Source organism: Polyangium fumosum, assembly GCF_005144585.1.
Classification (GTDB): domain Bacteria; phylum Myxococcota_A; class Polyangia; order Polyangiales; family Polyangiaceae; genus Polyangium; species Polyangium fumosum.
This window is the reverse complement of sequence record NZ_SSMQ01000016.1, coordinates 61,526-81,075: the sequence shown is the minus strand read 5'-3', so window position 1 is coordinate 81,075 and position 19,550 is coordinate 61,526. Positions and strand designations below refer to the sequence as shown.

15 protein-coding genes are annotated in these 19,550 nt (G+C 70.1%); 10 read left to right on the top strand and 5 right to left on the bottom strand.

The window, feature by feature from the left end; genetic code table 11:
• Window positions 1-547: 547 nt before the first annotated feature.
• Window positions 548-895 (bottom strand): hypothetical protein, encoded by a 348-nt coding sequence (locus E8A74_RS53975; RefSeq protein ID WP_211365385.1) that lies wholly within the window; start codon window positions 893-895, stop codon window positions 548-550.
• 109 nt (window positions 896-1,004) lie between these two features.
• Here E8A74_RS53975 and E8A74_RS17315 point away from each other — a divergent pair, with 109 nt between their 5' ends.
• The 5 genes from E8A74_RS17315 (at window position 1,005) to E8A74_RS53965 (ending at window position 7,175) form a co-directional block, all read left to right on the top strand.
• Window positions 1,005-2,129 (top strand): glycosyltransferase, encoded by a 1,125-nt coding sequence (locus E8A74_RS17315; RefSeq protein WP_170229188.1) that lies wholly within the window; start codon window positions 1,005-1,007, stop codon window positions 2,127-2,129.
• Window positions 2,130-2,177: 48 nt separating this feature from the next.
• Window positions 2,178-4,886: an MYXO-CTERM sorting domain-containing protein gene (locus tag E8A74_RS55520; RefSeq protein ID WP_170229187.1), complete on the top strand. Its 2,709-nt coding sequence runs from the start codon at window positions 2,178-2,180 to the stop codon at window positions 4,884-4,886.
• Window positions 4,887-4,973: 87 nt separating this feature from the next.
• The gene (locus tag E8A74_RS17305; protein WP_136930122.1) at window positions 4,974-5,597 is read left to right on the top strand and encodes a LemA family protein; all 624 of its coding nucleotides are present in this window, start codon (window positions 4,974-4,976) and stop codon (window positions 5,595-5,597) included.
• 10 nt (window positions 5,598-5,607) lie between these two features.
• Entirely contained in the window at window positions 5,608-6,348 is a 741-nt protein-coding gene (locus E8A74_RS53970) for a TPM domain-containing protein (RefSeq protein WP_211365384.1), read from the top strand.
• A 68-nt stretch (window positions 6,349-6,416) separates the two neighbouring features.
• Complete coding sequence (locus tag E8A74_RS53965) at window positions 6,417-7,175, top strand: hypothetical protein (protein ID WP_136930121.1); 759 nt, start codon at window positions 6,417-6,419, stop codon at window positions 7,173-7,175.
• A 3-nt stretch (window positions 7,176-7,178) separates the two neighbouring features.
• On the opposite strand, the gene E8A74_RS17290 is transcribed toward E8A74_RS53965, so the two are convergent.
• The 4 genes from E8A74_RS17290 to E8A74_RS17275 are packed head-to-tail and all read right to left on the bottom strand — an operon-like array spanning window position 7,179 to window position 11,409.
• Window positions 7,179-8,072 carry a formylglycine-generating enzyme family protein gene (locus tag E8A74_RS17290; protein ID WP_136930120.1) on the bottom strand — a complete coding sequence of 298 codons (894 nt, stop codon included), beginning with the start codon at window positions 8,070-8,072 and terminating at the stop codon, window positions 7,179-7,181.
• A gap of 50 nt (window positions 8,073-8,122) precedes the next feature.
• Window positions 8,123-9,667, bottom strand: a complete 1,545-nt coding sequence (locus E8A74_RS17285; RefSeq protein ID WP_136930119.1) for a benzoate-CoA ligase family protein — start codon at window positions 9,665-9,667, stop codon at window positions 8,123-8,125.
• Between the two features lie 52 nt (window positions 9,668-9,719).
• Window positions 9,720-10,814: an MBL fold metallo-hydrolase gene (locus E8A74_RS17280; RefSeq protein ID WP_232379611.1), complete on the bottom strand. Its 1,095-nt coding sequence runs from the start codon at window positions 10,812-10,814 to the stop codon at window positions 9,720-9,722.
• 19 nt (window positions 10,815-10,833) lie between these two features.
• Window positions 10,834-11,409: a Uma2 family endonuclease gene (locus E8A74_RS17275; RefSeq protein WP_136930118.1), complete on the bottom strand. Its 576-nt coding sequence runs from the start codon at window positions 11,407-11,409 to the stop codon at window positions 10,834-10,836.
• Between the two features lie 164 nt (window positions 11,410-11,573).
• Here E8A74_RS17275 and E8A74_RS17270 point away from each other — a divergent pair, with 164 nt between their 5' ends.
• From E8A74_RS17270 to E8A74_RS17250, 5 genes are all read left to right on the top strand, one after another.
• Window positions 11,574-12,059 carry a hypothetical protein gene (locus E8A74_RS17270; protein WP_136930117.1) on the top strand — a complete coding sequence of 162 codons (486 nt, stop codon included), beginning with the start codon at window positions 11,574-11,576 and terminating at the stop codon, window positions 12,057-12,059.
• 64 nt (window positions 12,060-12,123) lie between these two features.
• Window positions 12,124-13,302 (top strand): hypothetical protein, encoded by a 1,179-nt coding sequence (locus E8A74_RS17265; protein ID WP_232379610.1) that lies wholly within the window; start codon window positions 12,124-12,126, stop codon window positions 13,300-13,302.
• A complete protein-coding gene (locus tag E8A74_RS17260) occupies window positions 13,299-16,688 on the top strand; it encodes a beta propeller repeat protein (RefSeq protein ID WP_136930116.1) in 3,390 nt (1,129 codons plus the stop codon). The genes E8A74_RS17265 and E8A74_RS17260 overlap by 4 nt, the downstream gene beginning before the upstream one ends.
• Window positions 16,689-16,895: 207 nt before the next feature.
• Window positions 16,896-18,662, top strand: a complete 1,767-nt coding sequence (locus E8A74_RS17255) for a fatty acyl-AMP ligase (protein ID WP_136930115.1) — start codon at window positions 16,896-16,898, stop codon at window positions 18,660-18,662.
• The gene (locus E8A74_RS17250) at window positions 18,662-19,546 is read left to right on the top strand and encodes a class I SAM-dependent methyltransferase (protein WP_136930114.1); all 885 of its coding nucleotides are present in this window, start codon (window positions 18,662-18,664) and stop codon (window positions 19,544-19,546) included. Before E8A74_RS17255 ends, E8A74_RS17250 begins: the two co-directional genes overlap by 1 nt.
• The last annotated feature ends 4 nt before the right edge of the window (window positions 19,547-19,550 follow it).

Genomic DNA, 19,550 nt, shown 5'->3' with positions numbered 1-19,550 from the left:
CCGAGGGTGCGGACCCTGCCGGGGGAGGGTCGCGACACGTCTGGAGAGGGCTCGGACCCTGCCGGGGGAGGGTCGCGACACGTCTGGAGAGAGCTCGGACCCTGGGGGGCGTGGGCTGTAACACTCTCGCAGAGGCTCGGACCCCTGTCCGCAGAGGGTCGCAACCCTCCTCGCAGAGGCTCGGACCCTGTCCGCAGAGGGTCGCAACCCTCCTCGCAGAGGCTCGGACCCCTGTCCGCAGAGGGTCACGGCCCCCTTGCCGAGAGCTCGGACCCTGTCGGGGGTGGGCTGCAACATGCCTGGAGAGAGCTCGGACCCGGTCCGGGGAGGGGTGCGTCCCCCTTGCCGAAGGCTCGGACCCTGCTGGGAGAGGATTGCGACAGGCTGGCCGAGGGCTCGGCCCCCTGTCAGGGGAGGGGTGCGACGTCCTCGTCGAGGCGATGACCCCGGTCGGCAGAGGGTGACGCCCCCCTTCCTCCCGGATCGTCTTCATCGGCGGAAACGCTTTCGCGCGTGCCGCAGCATGCTGCGCACGGCGAAGCCGCCCTCACCGACGGCGGGACCTGCGGCTGTAGACCAGCACGCCGAGGCCGAGGATCCACGCGCCCGTGGCGCCGTAGGTCACGGCGCCGGGGGCCACGACGGAGCAGCTCCCCTCGTCCGTGTTCGGTTGCTCCGTGGAGCCGCCCGTCGAGCTCGCAGCGCCACCGTTGCCGCCGTTGCCACCGTTGCCGCCGTTGCCGCCGTTGCCACCGTTGCCGCCGTTGCCGCCGTTGCCACCCGTGCCGCCGGCGCCGCCGGTGCCGGACGAGGTCGCGGGCGGGATGTCCGCGCGGGCCGGCAGGGAGAGGGCAAGAGGCGCGAGGATACCCAGGACAACCAAGAATTTACGCATGCGACGAGGAGAGCAGAAACGAACGCGGACGACAAGATCCCGCATGCTGGGCTCCCCTCCCTCCGCGCTTGACAAGCCCCCCGCCCCACGGGCTTTCATGGCCCCCGCCATGCCGAAGAAGCCCGGGAGCCTGCTCACGCTGTCGATGATCGTGAAGGACGAGGCGGCGACGATCGCGCGGACGCTGGCGAGCGCAAAACCCTTCGTGGATCGCTGGGTCGTCCTCGACACGGGCTCGACGGACGGCACCCAGGAGGTGGTTCGCCGCGCAATGGAAGGGGTGCCCGGGGAGCTCTTCGAGGAGCCGTTCGTCGATTTCGCGACGACACGGAATCGCGCGCTCGATCTGGCGGGCGAGGCGACGACGTTCGTGCTCTGGCTCGACGCGGACGACGAGATCGAGAATGGCAAGGCGCTGCGCGCATTCCTCGAACGGGAGCGGGCGGCCGAGGGGCCCGAGCGCGAGGCGTACTACGTGCGGGTGGCGCTCGGGATCCAGTTCGATTCGCCGCGGATCGTGCGCAGCGCCGCAGGCTGGCGGTTCCGCGGCGTGGTGCACGAGGTGCTGATGCACGACGATCGGCCGCCGCCGAGCGTGCGGGTGCCCGACGTGCGGATCCGGCACGACCGCGGCGAGGTGTCGGCGGAGCGGAGCAAGAAGCGCTGGGAGCGCGACGTGGGGCTGCTCGAACGGGCGCTCGCCGAGGATCCGACGAACGCGCGCGCGGCGTTTTACCTCGCCGAGACGCTGCTCTGGCTCGGCCGATTCCAGGAGGCCGAGGCCGCATTCTCGCGTCGGATCGCGATGGGGGGATGGGCGGAGGAGATCTTCGAGTCGAAGATGGGAATCGCGCGGTGCGGGGTGGGGCAAAACCTGCCCTGGCCGCGGGTGCTCTCGCGCTGGCTCGACGCGCACCTCGCGGCGCCGCATCGGGCCGAGCCGCTCTACGCGATCGCGCTGCACCACGATACACGCAAGGAGCACGCGCTCACGTACCTCTACGCGCGGCGCGGCGACGAGCTGCCGTTGCCGGTCGAGGACAGGCTCTTCGTGGACGAGGAGGTGTACACGTGGAAGATGGCCGATCTCGTGGCCTCGTCCGCCTACTTCCTCGGGGCGTTCGACGTGGGCGAGGCGGCCGCGAGGAAGGCCACGAAGGCGCGGCCGAACGACGCACGGCTCCAGCAGAACCTCGCGTTCTACGTGGATCGGCGGCGCAAGCCTTCGCGGTAGCGGACGGGGGCGGCGTCGTGCGAGCATGACCGGCCTCGGAGCTTGGCCATGACGAAACGCGCTTTCCCCCGGATCAAGACCCCTGCCCTCCTCGCTTTCGCGCTCGCCGCCGCGCCCGCCCTCGCGTGGGCGTGGGAGCCGATGATCGTGCAATACGATCCGCTGATCCGCATGCCGGGGACGCAGCCGCGGGCGGAGATGGCGATCGAGCCGCCCTCGCAGTGCCTCGGCTGTCACGCGGGGTATGCGCCGGCGATCGAGCCGGGGTTCGGGTGGAAAGGGTCGATGATGGGGCAGGCCGCGCGGGACCCGTTTTTCTGGGCCGCGCTGACGGTCGCCGCGCAGGACTCGATATGGGCGCTCGGCAACCCGAACGGGACCGATATCTGCCTGCGTTGCCACATGCCGAAGGGGTGGCTGGAGCTACGGAGTGATCCGACGAACGGCCAGGCGATGGGCGACGCCGATTTCGACGGGGTGCAATGCGATTTCTGCCACCGCATGGTGGACCCGTTCTTCGAGGACACGTTCCAGGGGACGCGCGAGGGGAGCGACTGGGCGGGGTACTGGGACGAGACGAACATGAGCGGGTCGATGTCGTCGGTCGGGGCGGAGAAGGCGCGCGAGGCGGACATCGTGCAATCCCAGTCGCACACGCTCTTCAATGGGACCCCGATGTTCGGCGCGGATCATCGTCCCGTGCGCGCGACGTACCTGGAGAACGGGGCGGGGCAATATTACGTGAGCGACAAGCCGGAGCGGCGGGGCTCGTTCGCGGACGCGCAGGCGTTCCACCCGATGCAGTACAGCCGCTATCACAAGAGCAAGTATTATTGCGGGACGTGCCACGACGTGTCGAACCCGGTGCTCGCCAACATGGGAGCGAAGGGCACGATGCCAAACGACGGGACGACGGTGCTGCCGACGGAGACCCAGCCGCCGGCCGAGTATTCGCATGTCGAGCGGACGTGGTCGGAGTTCATGCTGAGCGATTACGGGCTGCCCGGCGGCGCGCCGGGCGTGGGGCCGTATGCGCCGGGCGTGTTCGAGACGGGGCAGCCGGGCAATACGATCGCGTCGTGCCAGGATTGCCACATGCCGGACGGCGTGGGCGCGGGGGCGTCGATCGTCGGGTCCGTGATCCGACCGACGGACAGCGTGGAGCATCCTTCGAGCGGGCAGCCTTTGCACGATCTCACGGGCGGCAATGCGCTCGTGCCGTGGCTGCTCGCGAGCACGGTGCCGTCGTCGACGAACTACGACGCGACGAACGCGGCGTTGCTCGGGCAAGGCGCGGCGGCGCTGACGCTCTCGCTCGACGAGGGGACGAGGCTCGACGCAGGGGCGCTGCTCGCAGGGTCGAACCGCGCGAAATGGACGCTCGGCCGCGCGGCGACGATTCTCTCGCTGGCCTACGACCCGCTGAGCGGCGCGACGTCGTTCCGGGTCCGGAACAACACGGGGCACAAGCTCATCACGGGGTATCCCGAGGGCCGGCGGATGTTCCTCAACGTGCGGGTGTTCGACGGGGATACGATGCTCCACGAGGTGAACCCGTACGACGACGGCGTGGGCACGCTCCGCGGGCTCGATCCCGCGCACGCGCCGTCGAGCCCGCCGCTCGGAGCGAACGAGACCCACGACGAGGGGCTCGTCTACGAGGTGAAGATGGCGAGCTCGTTGACGGGACAGACGAAATCGTTCCATTTCCTCCTCGGGACGGAGCGGTCGAAGGACAACCGCATCCCGCCGAAGGGATTCCGGATCGCCGAGGCCGAAAAGCGCCTGTCCGAGCCGGTCTGGGAGGGGTCGGTCGCGCCCGGCCTGTTCTCGGCGGAGGAGTACACGGGCGGTTATGACGACGTGAGCTTGACGTTGCCGGCGGGCGGGAGCCGCGTGGAGGTGCGGCTCTATTACCAGACGACGAGCCGCGAATACGTGGAGTTCTTGCGGGACGAGATCCTCGGGACGGGGACGTCGCTCGCGAGCCCGACGCCCTCGGGGGAGCCCGCGGCGTACATCGCGCAGACGGACCCGTTCTTCGGGCAGCTCCGGGCCTGGGGCGATACGATCTGGCAGCTCTGGGAGCACAACAAGGACGTGCCGGGCGCGGCGCCGATCGAGATGACGCGGGCCGAGATCGTGGTGAAGGACGTCTGTCAGGACGCCGGCGCGAGCGACGGAATGGCCTGCGCCGACGGAGACGCCTGCACGACGGGCGAGGCGTGCGCGGGGGGCGCGTGCGCGGGGGGAAGGGCCACGAGCTGCGACGACGGGAACCTTTGCACGGACGACGCCTGTGATCCGCAGCTCGGCTGCAAGCACACGGCGAATACGGTCGGGTGCAACGACAACAATGCGTGCACGCTCGACGACGGCTGCGCGTTCGGGGTCTGCACGGGCCGGCTGAGGGTCTGCGTGGACGGCGATCCGTGCACGGCCGATTCGTGTGATCCGCAAGCGGGCTGCCAGTACGTGCCGATCCCCGATTGCGGGAGCGGCGGGGCGGGCGGGAGTGGTGGCGCCGGTGGAAGCGGCGGCGCAGGCGGCGCGGGTGGCAGCGGGGGTGCGGGCGGAGGCGGCGGCGCGGGCGGGAGTGGAGGCGCGGGTGGCAGCGGAGGCGTGCTGACGTATCCGCCGGACGAGAGCGGCTGCGATTGCCGGGCCGCCGGGCGCGAGGCGGGCGCGGCGGGCGGGCTCGGGGTCCTCGCTGGAATGGCGTTGATGGCGATGCGGCGCCGCAGGCGGAGGGGCTGACCGGGCCCTTCGTTCGACGAGGGCGGCCAGCACGCTCCGTGCATCCCCCCGTGCGGCGCGGCATTCGCCGTGTGCACGGGGGTATCGATGAAGCAGGCGCTCCTCGTCCTCGCAGGCGTCCTCATCCTGGTGCTCGTGGTCGCGGGCGCAGGAATCAGCACGTACAATCGGCTCGTCTCGCTCGATCAGGCGGTCGAGCAGCAATGGGCGCAGGTCGAGAACGTCTACCAGCGGCGCCTCGATCTCGTACCGAACCTCGTCGAGACCGTCCGCGGCGCGGCGAATTTCGAGCGGGATACGTTCGTCCAGGTGGCAGACGCGCGGACCCGCGCCGCGGCCGTGACGGGCGGCGGCATGCAAGCGGGCGGCGGGGCTGCGAACGCGACCGAGAATCCCGCCGCGATGGAGCAATTCCAGGCCGCGCAGGATCAACTCTCGTCGGCGCTGGGTCGCCTGTTCGTGGTCGTCGAGCGATATCCCGAGCTGTCGGCGACGCAGAACTTCCGGGATCTCCAGGCGCAGCTCGAGGGGACCGAGAATCGAATCGCCGTCGAGCGCATGCGGTACAACGAGGTGGCGCGGGAGTTCAACACGACGCGCAGCCGCTTCCCGACGACGCTCATCGCCGACATGTTCGGGGATCGCTTCGACACGAAGACGTATTTCCGGGCCACGGGCGGCGCCGAGCGGCCGCCGGCCGTGCAGTTCTGACCGGACGGCCATGATTCGCGCCGTCACGTTCCTCGTCCTCGCCGCGTGGCTTTCGTTCGTCGGGCTCGCGCGGGGACAAGCCGCGCCGATTCCTCCGGCGCCGACCGAGCACGTCACGGATACCGTGGGGCTGCTGTCGCCCGAGACGAGGCATCGGCTCGACGAGCGCCTCGCGCAATACGAGCGGCAGACGGGGCACCAGGTCGTGGTGTGGATCGGCGATTCGATCGGGGGCGCGGCGCTCGACGATTGGGCGGTGCGGACGTTCGAGGCGTGGGGGGTCGGGCGGAAGGGGCTCGATGACGGGCTCGTGATGTTCGTCCTGGCCAAGGACCGGAAGATCGACATCGAAGTGGGATATGGGCTGGAGGATCGCGTGCCGGACGCGATCGCCTCGCGGATCATCCGGGAGGTGATGGCGCCGCGGCTTCAGGCAGGAGATCCGAACGGCGCCGTCGACGCGGGCGTGTCGGCGTTGCTGCAAGCGATCGAGGGCCGCGCGTTCGCGCCCGAGCCCGGGCCGGGGCACACGACGCAGCCGGAGGCGAAGCGGGGGCACGAGCTCGTCTGGATTGGCGTGGCCGTGGTGGCGTTTTTGGTGTTGTTCGCGGTGAATCCGTCGCTCGCGCTCACCATTTTGTGGTTCCTCATGCGCGGAGGTCGCGGAGGAGGAGGCGGCGGCGGGGATGGCGGCGGGTTCTCCGGCGGCGGAGGTCGTTCGGGGGGCGGCGGGGCGCGCGGGGGCTGGTAAAAGAGTGCGGGATTGACGCCGCCCCAGTCGCATGTGCTTCATGGTGCATGGGACGACGATTCTCTTGGATGGCAGGGCTCGTGATTGCCGTGGGAGCGTGCCTCGCGGGATGCGGAGACGGCGGCGGGAGCGGCGGCGCGGGCGGAAGCGGCGGCGCGGGCGGCGACGGAAACGGCGGCGCGGGCGGGAGCGGCGGCGCGGGCGGGGCCGGCGGCGCAGGCGGAGGGCCGGGGCCCGCGTGCACGGCGGAGCAGGACAAGGTCGTGCTCGGATCGTGGCCGTGGCTCGGGTTCGAGGATCCGACGCCGGATCTGACGAGTGGGGCGCAGGCGACGGTGACGGCGGTGGATGCGCTCGGAATGGAGCTCGCCTTCGATGCGGGAGGGATGCCCGCGCGGTTCGCCTGGGAGGGCGCGAATCTCGGGGAGGTGTTCGCCGCGGGGGACGTGGTGACGGCGAAGCAGGACAATCAATCGTATCTGGTGAGCGGCGCGAAAGGGCAAGCCGTGGCGATGCGGTATGCGAACGCGGAGATCCCGGCGATGTTGCCGGCGATCCCGGGCGGCGGGCCGCAGCTCTCGCTCGCGGTCGAATGCGTGAATCAGCAGAAGAAAGATTGTCCGGAGGCGGAGGTCCGGACGTTGTATTCGGTGAATGCCTTGGCCGGGATGGACGAGGAGCAGATCCCGAGCGGCGGGACGGCGCAGGTGGGGGACTGGAAGATCCACCACGTGAAGACGACGTTCGTCGAGCTCTACACGGGGATGGAGTGCACGTCGGAGAAGTTCTTCGACGGGATGGTGCAGGCGCTCGAAGGGAAGCCCTGAGCGTCAGGGCAGGTCGATCGCGAAGCGCACGGCGGCCGGTTCGTCGCCGTGGCGACCCTCGCGGACGCCGGCGTGGAGGCGGACGGCCTCGATTTCGTCCTGGAAACCACCATGGCAGCCGCGTGTGTTGTCGGGAATGGCGCGCGGATGCCAGGCGATCGCGTCTTCCGGTGCGCCGAGATAACCTTCGTGCCAGGCATCGGCGACGAATTCGAGGCCGGTCTGGAGCAGGTCGATGCCAAAGGCATTGGGGTGGGGCGAGGCGTCACGGGTCGGATCGAGCGCGAGCGAGATGGATGCCGGGGGATCCCGAAGCCAGGCGCGGGCGCCTCCCTCGCGCGCGATCCATTCCCATTCGGCCTCGGAGAGGAGGCGGAAGCCGAGCACGCCGCGGAGCTCGGCCGCGAGGCGCGGCGTGAAGGGGACGGGCGTGTCGGAAGGGACGTATCCCTCGTCGTCGCCGGGGTACATGTCGGCGAGGCGCGCATGGGCGAGGCGATCGGTGACGGGCAGGAGCGCGCAAAGGAAGGGACGGACGTGGACGCGGCGCGGCGGCTGCGTCGACCAGCACACGAGGTCGCGCGCCTCGTCGGCGCGGCCGAGGGGAGTATACAGGGCGGTGATCTCGCCCATCTCGGTGTCGGACAATCCCATCACGAACGTGCCGCCGGGAATGGCGACGAATCGCAATTCCGTGGGTCGGTGCAGGACCGTGGGCAAGCCGGCGGCGCCCACGAGCGTATCGCCGGGCGCAAAGGCCCGGCCGAGGCCCTCGGCCATCGCGGCGGCGAGCGCGAGGCGCGCGCTGGGCGCAAGCGCGGCGAGCGCACCCTGCGTGGCGAGCGGCGCGAAGAGGGGACCGAGGGGACGGCCGTAGGCGGAGGAGGCGAGCGTCATCGGAGCACGGGTGCGTGTAACACACCCAGGTAGCGAAGGAAACGGCGCGGTCAGGCGCGGCGGAGCTTGCCGCGGTCGATCTTGCCGAGGTGGGTGCGAGGCAAGGCGTCGACGAGGAAGACCTCGCGCGGGGCCTTGTAGGGCTCGAGTTTTTCCCTGACGAACGTTTTGAGCTCCTCGTCGAGGCCGGGCCGGTTTTCCCGTGGGAGGACATAGGCGTGGGGCTTCGTGAGCCCATGGTCGTCGGGGACGCCGACGACGGCGCACTCCGCGACGGCCGGATGGCGGAGGAGGCAGTTCTCCACCTCAGCGGGGGCGAGCCATTTGCCGCCGACCTTGAGCATGTCGTCGCCGCGTCCGCAGTACGTGAAGTATCCGTCCGCGTCCTTGCGGAGCATGTCGCCGGAGACGTACCACTCGCCGCGGAAGGCACGTTTCGTCTTTTCCATCTCGTGCCAGTACCCAATCGCGCGGGAATTTCCGCGCACCCAGAGCCAGCCGACCTCGCCGTCCGGCACTTCGCGGCCGTCGTCGTCGGCGACCTTGACCTCGAAGCCGGGGACGACCTTGCCGAGGGTGCCCGGACGAACGTCGCCGGGGCGGTTCGTCAGGAAGATGTGCCACATCTCGGCGGTGCCGAGGCCATCGCAGAGCTCGACGCCAAAGACCTTTTTCCAGCGGTCGTAGAGCTCGACGGGCAGGGCCTCGCCCGCGGAGGTCGCGACGCGCAGGCAGGAGAGGTCCTGCGCGGCAGCGTCGGGGTGCGAGACCATGTGGTTCACCATGGTGGGGACGTTGATGAGGATGGTCGGGCGGTGCTTTTTGATCTGCTGGAAGAGGGCCTCGGCCGTGCAGCGCTCGGGGAAGAGGATGCAGCTCCCGCCGACGGAGAACGGGAAGAGGAGGTTGCAGCCGGTGGCATAACCGAAATAAAGCTTGGGGACGGAGAGGGTGCGGTCGTCGGGGCCGTAGCCGAGGACGCGCTTGCCGAAGAGCTCGGTCGTGTTGACGAAGGAGGCGTGCGTCTGGACGGCGGCCTTGGGCCTGCCGGTGGTGCCGCCGGAGAAGATCCATATCGCGGCGTCGTCGCGGTGGCTCGGGAAGAGGTCGATCGTCTCCGGCACGCCCGCGGCGAGGGCCTCGAAGGAGGCATGCGGGGCCGCGTCTTCCGCGCCGACGACGAGGATGCGGCGGAGGTGCCGCGCGCCCTTCGAGGCCTCGACGAACGCGGCGAGGTGCTCGGCATGGACGACCGCGACGGGGGCGCGGGTGTATTCGTAAAAATAAGCGATCTCGTCGGGCTTGAGGTGGCAATTCACCATGACGACGACGCCGCCGAGGGCGAGCGTGCCGAAGAAGGCGCCGGCAAACTCGGGAATGTCGGGGAGGGCGACGATGACGCGCTCCTCGGGACGCACGCCGAGACCCCGGAGGACGTGGCCGAAGCGCGCCGCGAGGCGATCGACGTCGGCGTACGTGAGGCGCCGATCCCCCGCGAGGAGGGCGACCCGATCGCCGTGGCCCTCACGCAGGCGGGCGCGGAGGAACCAGTCGGCCATGTTGAGGTCTTCGGGGATCTCGAAGGGTCGCTCCATGGGCGGGATGGTGCGACGAGGGGGCGCGGGCAAGCAAGCGGTTTCGCGAGGTCTAACGCACCTCGCGCCACCACGCGTCGAGGCGCGCGAGCGAGCGGCGGATGTCGTCCGGATCGAGGACGTCCCGGACTTCGCCGATACGCGGCGCGACGAGGGGGAGGTCGAATTGGCCGTCCCGCGCGCCCTCTTCGAGGACGACAATGGGCTCGTCCCACGTATGCAGCGCGAGATCGAACGTGCTCCAGTGGACGGGCAAGAAGGGGCCGCCGCCGAGCGCGCGGTGCGCCTCCATGGCCTGCCAGGGCCCGAGGTGGATGTCGCCCCAGGCAGGATGGAAAGCGCCGACTTCGAGGAGGATGAGGTCGAAGGGGCCGAACCGCTTGCGAATGAGCGGGAGCGTGGGCTCGGGGCCGGTGTCGCCGGAGAAAAAGACGCGGTGGCGAGGGCCGCGGAAGACGTAGCTGGCCCAGAGGGTGGTATTGCGATCGAAGGGGCCGCGGCCGGAGAAGTGTTGCGCGGGGGTGGCGGCGATGGCGACGTCGGTGCCGGGAATCGGGGCCTCTTCCCACCAGTCGAGCTCAGTGATGCGGTCGTGTGGAACGCCAAACCCTTCGAGGCGAGCGCCGACGCCGAGCGCCGTGAAGAAACGGGCCTGGCTGGTGGTCGCGAGGAGGCGGACAGCGGCGGCGTCGAGGTGATCGTAATGGTCGTGGCTGACCAGGATGGCGTCGAGCGGCGGGAGGGACGCAATGGCGACAGGCGGCTCGTGGAAGCGCTTGGGGCCAGCGAGGCGCGTGGGAGAGGCGCGGTCGGCCCAGACAGGATCGGTGAGGATGCGCGCGCCGTCGATTTCGAGGAGGACCGTCGAATGGCCGAGCCAAGCCGTGCGGAGGCCGGTCCGCGGCGGGTCGCGCCAGCCGTCGAGCGGCGAGATCATGGGCAAAGCCGCGGGCGGCCTGCGGGAGACGCGCGGGGCGAAGAATTCACGCAGGACGCCGAACTCGACGCGCGGCGAGCTCAGGACGGCCGGATTGACGAAGCGGCCTTCGATGAAATGGGGGGCTCGCTCCATACGCGCCCGGCGGGCGTAGGCGCGCTCGTGGGAGAGGGCGGCGGTCGTTTCGCGCTCCAAGGAAGCTCGGGACATGAAAGGGGTCCTCGTTGGGTTAGGGTCCGCGGAACCAGAGAGGCGAAAGGGGGATCTCCACGGCGTCGAAAGGTTCGGCGCGGAGGAGCTCGTCATCGGCGAACACGGCGATGTCGGTGAAATGGCCGTTGATGAGCTTCTTGATCTCGACCGTGCGCGCGGGCGGATCGACCACCCATAGATAGGCGACGCCGACCTTCGCGTAGAAGGGGAACTTGATGCGACGGTCGTACGTTCGATTGGATGGCGAGAGGACCTCGCAAACCCAGTCGGGCACGACCGTGATGGGCCCGTCGTCCGGGACCTCCGGCATACGCTCGCGGCGCCAGCCGGCGATGTCCGGCGCGACCTCGGGGCTGCCCGGCAGTTCGATTCCTGGCTCGTCGAGGATCCACCAGCCGCCGGGACCGCCGATGCCGTCGTCGAAGGGGTTTCCGATGCGACGGCCGAGGATCGAAGAGGCTCGGGAGTGACCGCCGCGCGGGCGAGGCTGGGTGTACAGGACGCCCTCGATGACCTCGCCCTTGACGCCGGGCGGGAGCGCCTCGAGGTCGGCGTACGTGGCGGGCGTCCTCTCGCGGGCGGCGCTGCTCATGAAGCGGATCTTGCGTGAAGGACGGGAAGAGCGCCAGCGGGCTCGGGCGTCGGGCGGAGCCGGCTTCCGGTACCGTTCCCACGACGCACGTCCCGAGCGGTGGCGCCCGAAGCCGTCGAGGTTGGTATTGCCGCGCGCGGAGCACACCCTTAGACAAACTTCCCATGCGGGACGGGCACGCCATCATCACCGTCGAGGCGACGAGGGACCACGTGGTCGCCGTGTTCAACCGGGTCCTCATCGTCGTGTTCGAACGCGAGACGACGCTCTCGGCCATCGCGGCCTGCCGGCGGGCGTTCGATTTGCTGGAGCGAAAATATCCGGACGGGATCGCCGTCCTGACGGTCGTGGCGGAGAACGCGCCGCTGCCGTCGCAGGAAGCGCGAGACGCGCTCGCCGCCCTCGCCACGGGCGCCGCGGGCAAACGGCTCCGGCGCTCGGCCGTGTGCTTCGAAGGCGGGGGGTTCCGCAGCGCGCTCGTGCGCGGCGTGGCGACGGGGTTGCAACTGATGGCGAAGCTGCCGTTCCCGCATCGGGTGTTCCATTCGGTCGACGTGGCCGCCGCGTGGCTCGCGCCCGACATCGGCGCCCATCCGATCCGGAGCGCCGTGGACACGGCGCGGCAGAAGGTGCAGGTGCGCGCGTCGTGACGAGGCGCGACCGTACGATCCTCACCCACCCTCGTCACGAAAGCGCGCTAGAGTGCGCCCCGCCGTGACCCCGACGATCCGATCCCTCTTCCCCCTCCTCGCTTCCACCCTCGCGTTCGCCGCGGCCTGCACGCCCGAGCCGGCGCCGAAGGAGCCGCTCGGCCAGATCCCGAGCGCGACCACGACGGCCAAGCCCGAGTGGATCCCCTTCGCGATCCGCGCAGGAAAACCCGTCGAGGGCGATCCGCGCGAAAAACACCTCGCCGATCTCCGGCAGCTCACGTTCGGCGGCGAGAACGCCGAGGCGTACTGGTCGCCCGACGGCAAGAAGCTGATCCTGCAGTCGACGCGCGACGGCGCGGCCTGTGATCAGGAGTTCGTGCTCAATCTGGAGTCGGGCGAGACGACGCGCGTGTCGAGCGGCAAGGGCCGGACGACGTGCGGGTACTTCTTCTACCCGAAGGGCGACAAGATCCTCTACAGCACGACCGAGGCCGCGAGCGCCGCGTGCCCGCCGAAGCCCGATCGCTCGCTCGGCTACGTCTGGCCGCTCGATCCGTACGACATCTACGTCGCGAACCCCGACGGCTCCGATCTGAAGCTCTTGCTCGGCGGGCCTGGCTACGACGCCGAAGCGACGATGGCGTTCGACGGGTCGCGGATCGTGTTCACGTCGAGCCGCGACAACGATCTCGAGCTCTACACGATGAAGCCGGACGGCACCGACGTCCGAAGGATCACGAACACGCCCGGCTACGACGGCGGCGCGTTCTTCTCGCCGGACTCGACGAAGCTCGTCTGGCGCGCGAGCCGGCCCGAAGGCAAGGAGCTCGACGACTTCCGCGCGCTCCTTGCGAAGGGGCTCGTGCGGCCGACGCGGCTCGAGATCTACGTCGGCAGCCTCGAAGGGCAGAACGCGCGCCCCATCACGAAAAACGGTCGCGCGAACTTCGGGCCGTACTTCCTGCCCGACTCGCGCCGCGTGATCTTCTCGTCGAACATGGACTCGCCGCCGGAGCTGCGCGGCGCGCCGAACTTCGAGCTCTACGTGGTCGACTCGGAGGGGCCCGCGACCGCGACGGGCGCGCCCGCGAGCGAGCGGATCACGTTCTACGACGGGTTCGACGGCTTCCCGATGTTCTCGCCCGACGGCAAGTACCTCGTCTTCGCCTCGAACCGCTTCGGCACGACGCCCGGCGAGACGAACGTGTTCGTGGCCCGCTGGGTCGACGCCGAGAAATGACCGTCCGCTCGCGCGCCTTCACGTTCCTCGGCGGAAGCCTCCTCGCCGCGGGATGCGGAGCCGGCGAGCCCCCGCCCGCCGCACGCCCCAAACCCCCACCGCCCGCGGCCGAAGCGCCGCCGCCGCCGTTCGTCTCCCCCGCGCGCTGGTCGTTCCATCCGCCGATGCCGTCGTCGGCCTCGGCGACGCTCGCGCTCGAGGACGGAGGCTGCCTGCTCGCGACAGCCGAGGGACACCGCTTCCGCGCCGCACGCGCCGCGAAAGACGGAGCGGCGACGACGTGCCGCGGGCGCGCCGTCGCAGCGCCGGACGTGGCCCCGGAGGCGATCGTGGGGATCACGCCGCAAGGAAAGAGCTCGTGGCTCTTCGTGGGGCAGAGCGGGCGCATCTACGAAGCCGAAGGGCCGCTCGCGCCGCTGCGACGCACGATCCCCGCGCCCGCGCAGCTCGTGCACGTCGCGAGCGGCGGCCGCGTGGTGCTCGGAACGACGGCGAGCGGAGAGCTTTACCATCTCGACGAGGGGCCGACGTGGAAGCGCGTGGCGATCGCAGAGCGCGTGTTCGACGTCGCCGTGTCGGACGAGGGCCGCGCGCTCGCGCTCGCGCTGCCCGAGGCGCTGCTCACGAGCGACGATGGGAAGACGTGGACGCGGGCGAAGGGCGCAGCGCAGATCGGCGCGCGTCGCGTCGGGCGCACCGCGGAGGGACACCTCGCCGCGCAGGGGATGACCGGCACGCTCGTGTGGGATCCGCAGGGAAGCGCGCCGTTCGCGCGGCGTGACGTGGACGTCGACACGGGGCCGGGTTCGATCGCGCTCGAGACCTCGTACGCGCCCTCGGCGAGCTCGATGCTCGAAGGGCGCGCGGTGCTCGACGGAGATCGTTACTTCGAGGTCGTGCTGCCCGAGGAGGGCGAGGACCACGCGCTGCTGACGGGCCCCCTCGACGGGCCCCTCGCCGCGAAGCGCCTGCCCGGCACGGGCAAATGCACGAGCTTGAAGCTCGGCGCACGCGGGCGACACGTCGCGCTCGGTTGCATGAAGCAAAACGACGACGACAGCGGGATCGTCGAGGTGCGGATGAGCAGCGATGACGGCGCGCGCTTCAGCGAGCCGCTCGTGCTCCTCACGGGCGAAACGTTCACCACCGTCACGGTGTCGAGCGGGGGGAACGCGCTCGTCACGGGCGCCTGCAAGGCCCACGGCGCGGCCTTGGCCGGATCGGGCGGATGCACGGGGGCTTCCCCGCTCCTCGTGCGTCGCGAGGGCGAAAGGCTCGTGGCCACGGTCGCGGAGACACCTTCGCTCTCGGGCGCGCCGGTCTCGCCCGCGTTCTCCGTCGACGGCCGCTCGGCGTATTTCCTCGCGCGCCGCGGCAAGGACGAGAGGCTCGCGCTCTACGTGTCGCACGACGGCGGCGAGACGTTCAGCGAGCGCGCGCTCGACGTGTCCCGCGCGCATCGCGACGACGGACCTGCGTTGGAGGAGGGCGACGAGGGCCCCGCGGAGGAGTCCGACACGGACCTCGATCCACGTGATCCGTCCGCGCTCCGGCCGGGCGACGATGGCACCGTGGGGATCACGCTGCTCACGCCGCGCGGACTCGTGTACGTCACGACGGACGAGGATGGACGCTTGCTCGGCGTGGCGCGTCCGCCCGTGGATCCGGGGCTCGTCGGCGGCGCCGGCCGGCATGCGGTCGCGTTCTCGGTCTTCCCCGAGAGGCCGCTCGGCGAGCAGCCCGCAGGCGCTTGGGAGTCGCTCGACGGGGGCGCGACGTGGACCGAGATCCCCGTGACGCGGAGCCTCGCGCGCGAGATCTCCGCGGGGCCGTTGACGCTCGTGTGCAGCGGCGCCGGTTGCCTCGTCGGCGACACGATGAGCCGCGTCGGCTGGAACGGGCAAGCCGAGCCCTTCACCGCGCCGCCCCCGGGCCCGCCCGAGCCGCGCCGCGTCCCTTCGCCGCGCACGCCGATCGTCTGCGAGCTCGATCCACGCGTGGACTGGGCCCGCATCGAGGACGTGGATCCGATCCACCTGCTCGGGCTCCCCGGCGTCGATCAGCTCGCGCGGGGTCGCTCGTCCTGGTCTGTGCTCTCGTTCGATGCTCTCACGGGCGCCGTGCGCGTGACGACCGCGCTCGGCCCCGAGCGAGGCGAGGGCGAGGCACGCGTGACCACGCGTTCGCTCCTCGGACCCGCGCCCCAGGGCGCGGAGGTCGCGATGGAGGTCTCGCACCAGATGGAGGGGTACGCCGTCGCTCGCGTGCGGCTGCCGCCGCAAAAATCAGCGGAGGGCCCGCGCGCGGCGGGGCCCATGCGGGACGTCGAGCTCGTCTGGGAGAACTACATGGATGGCACGACGGCGAAGGTGCGCCTCCCCGACGCAGGCACGTTCACGAGCGGCGACGTCAAGGCCGACGGCACGCGCTGGCTGCTCGATACGGCGCTCATCTCCGTCTCACCGGGCGCGATCTTTTTCCGGCCCCACGCCCCCGAGTCGCGGCAGGACCTCATGTACCTGCTCGATCCGAAGAGCAAACCGAGAACACTCCCCTACCCCGCCTGGTCCACGTTCTTGCCGAAGGGCGTCGTGGATTTCCGCATGGATGCCGTGCTCGCCGACGGCAAGCCGCTCGCCGTCGCCACCTTCTCGGACGATGACACCGGCCCGATCACCGTCCTCCTCGCGCGGCAGGGCGAGGCGGGCGCGTGGTCCGCGCACGCGATGTCGCTCGCGCCCGGCACGACCGCCGACGGCGAGCGGCTCGCGCGGAGCGACTGGAGCTACATCGGCGGGACGACGCTCGGCGACCTCGTGGTCTACAGCGAGCCGCGCGCGGGCTTCGCCGCGGCCTCGTTCCATCCCTTCCGCGGCGACGGCACCTTCGGCCCGGCCATCGCCGTCCCGACGCCGTTCGACCTCCCTGACGCGCCGCGCGCCTGCCGACCCGACGAGCGCCGCGCGACGCCCCGCTTCGCCGCGCACGCCTTCCTCGGCCGCGAGCCCATGTACCCCGGTCGCCGCCACGCCGTCCTCGTCCGCGAGTCCCTCGAACGCAGGTCCGCGGCGAAGCCCGTCCCGCTCACCGAGCCCATGACCCTGCTCACGGCCGGCGTCGTCCTCCACGGGACGAAAGAAGCGCCTTGTGTCGCGGCGTGGGAGGCGGTGGGCCTCGGCCGCGTCCCGGTGGTCGCCGCGCTCGGGGGCAACCTCGCGCAGAGCTGGGTCTTCCGCCCTGCGCCCCCGAAGCCGCCGACGGGCAAACACGCGCCGTCGACGCCGCTCGCGATCGAGCACCGCCCCATGACCTGCCGCTTCGATCCCGGCGCCACGGTGCCCGAGAGCATCGACAGCCAGCCCGGCACCTACGTCTGGGCGCCCTGAGTCGGTGCGAAGGCATACGCGAACAGCTTTTCTCTGACGCAACGCACCTGTCGAAAATCAGACACACCCACCCCGAAAGTCCGCTGGATTCAGTTGCAATATCCAGCATTTATCGTTTCTGGTTGATTTGGTCCGGGATTCGCTTATGCCTGCGTCTCGGCTTTCCGTCGCTTCCAGACCAGGCAGCCAGGACGTACCTCCCGGGCCATGCGCACGTTCATCGATGTCCTTCGCGACAACACGATTCATGGTGACCGTGCGGTCACTTTCGTGCGCACGAACGGCCAGGAGCGCCGCGTCGTGTATCCGGAGCTCTGGGCCGAAGCGAGCCGCCGCGCCCGCGCGCTGCAGGCCCTCGGCCTGTCGAAAGGCGATCGCGTCGCGCTGATCCTCCCGGAGCCCGACGAGTTCGTCCTGTCTTTCGTCGGAGCGCTCACGGCAGGCCTCGTCGCCGTGCCGATGTATCCGCCCGCGACGCTCGCCAAGCTCGAAGCCTACGGCGACACCGTGCGTCACGTCCTCGCGGCGTCCGGCGCGCGTGTGGTCGTCACGAACGACGCGCTGCGCCCGCTCATCCAGGAGCACCTGCTCGGCTCGCAGAGCGCGGACACGCGCCTCGTGCTCGAACGCGAGCTCGGGGCGATCGATCCAGGCTCCGCGCACACCACGCTGCCCGACGTGCGCGGCGAGGATCTCGCGTTCCTCCAGTTCACCTCGGGTTCGACCTCGCGGCCGAAGGGCGTGATGGTCACGCACGAGAACCTGAGCGTGAACAGCCACGCGATCATGTTCGACGGGCTGCGCTCGACGCCCGAAGATCGCGGCGTCTCGTGGCTGCCGCTCTACCACGACATGGGCCTCATCGGCTTCGTGATCGCGCCCGTCTACGCGCTCGTGCAGGTGATGTTCCTGCCGACGATGTCGTTCATCCGCAGGCCCTCGCTCTGGCTCGACTCGATTCACCGCTTCCGCGGCACGATCACGTTCGCGCCGAACTTCGCGTTCGCGCTGGCGACACGCGCCGTGACGGAGACCCAGGCCGGCGGCTGGGATCTCTCGTGCATGCGCGCGCTCGGCTGCGGCGCCGAGCCGATCCAGGCCGACGTGCTGCGCGCCTTCCTCGATCGGTTCGCGAAAAACGGGCTCTCGCCCGAGAGCATCCTGCCCTGCTACGGCATGGCCGAGGCGACGCTCGCCGTGACGTTCCACGACCTCGGCAAGCCCCTCACGACGGATCGGATCGACCTCGCCACGATGAAGAACGGAAAGGCCGCGCCAGCGCAGGACGACGCGCCGTCGATGGAGCTCGTCTCGTGCGGACGCGCCTTCCCCGGGCACGAGATCCGGATCGTGGGCCCCGACGGCGCGCCGCTCGGCGAGCGCCAGGTGGGCGAGATCTGGCTGCGCGGGCCGAGCGTGACCGCGGGGTATTTCGGGGATGCCGAGGCGACGGCCGAGTCGTTCGGCGACGGTTATCTGCACACGGGTGACCTCGGGTATCGCGCCGACGGAAATGTCTACATCTGCGGCCGTTCGAAGGATCTCATCATCCTGAACGGGAAAAACCACTATCCGCAGGACATCGAGCGCGTGGCCTCCACGGTCGACGGCATCCGCGACGGGCAATGCGTGGCCTTTGCGCGGCGCAGCACGAGCGGCGCGGAGGAGGCGGTGCTCGTGGCGGAGTCGCGGCGCCTGGGCGAGGCGAAACGCGCGCTCGTCGAGGCGGTCACGCACGCGGTGCGGGCCGAGCTCGGCGTGCAGCTCGCCGAGGTCGTGCTGATCAAGCGCGGCACGCTGCCGAAGACGTCGAGCGGCAAGGTGCGCCGCCGCGAGACGAAGATGCGCCTCGAAAATGGGCAGCTCGATCTCGTGGGGGAGCCGAGCGACGACGCGAGCGCCCCCTTCGATTCTTCCGCCGTTCCTTCACCCCGCGCGCCGGCCCGGGAGACCGAAACCCGAGGAGCTCTCTGATGGGATCCAGCCAAGCGGACGTCGAGGTCAGCTACGACGTCTCCAACGAGTTCTTCCGCCTTTGGCTCGACGAGCGCATGAACTACACGTGCGCGGTCTTCGAGTCGCCCGATCAATCGCTGGAGGCCGCGCAGCTCAACAAGCTGCGGATCCTCAGCGAATACGCGAAAGCCGGCCCAGGCAAATCCGTGCTCGACATCGGCTGTGGCTGGGGCGCGTGTGTCGAATACCTCGCGACCACGCGCAAGGTCGACCGGGCCGTGGGCATCACGCTCTCCCGCGCGATGGCCGCGGAGGTCAATCAGCGGAACATCCCGGGCGTGGAGTGTATCGCGTCCGATTTCATGCAATGGGAGACGGAGGAGACATTCGACGGCCTCGTCTCGATCTGCATGATCGACCATCTCTGCTCGCTCGACGAGGCGCGGCAGGGCAAGGCCGTCGACATCTACCGGCGGTATTTCGAGAAATGCTGGCGCCTCACGAAGCCGGGCTCGTCGTTCGGCTTCCAGGCGATCCTGCGCAATCGAACGCCGAAGATGCGGCCCTGGGGCGCGCTCGCCGCCGATACGCGGCAGGACCTCGAAGATTTCTCGTTCTCGTCGAAGGAGATCTTCCCGAACGGCCTGAACCCGCGGCTCGAAGAGCTGATCCAGGCCATCAATCCCTGGTGGGAGGTCAAGACGCTCCACACGCGGCGCGAGCATTACCAGCGCACGACGGCGGAGTGGCTCCGGCGCCTCCGCCTGAACGAGACGACGATCCGGGCGAAGTGGGGCGACAAGGTCTTCGAGGATTACGACCGGTACCTCTCCACCTGCGTCCGCGCATTCGACATCCACTACAGCTCCCTCGTCCAGATGGAGCTCCAGAGGATTGGCTGAGACA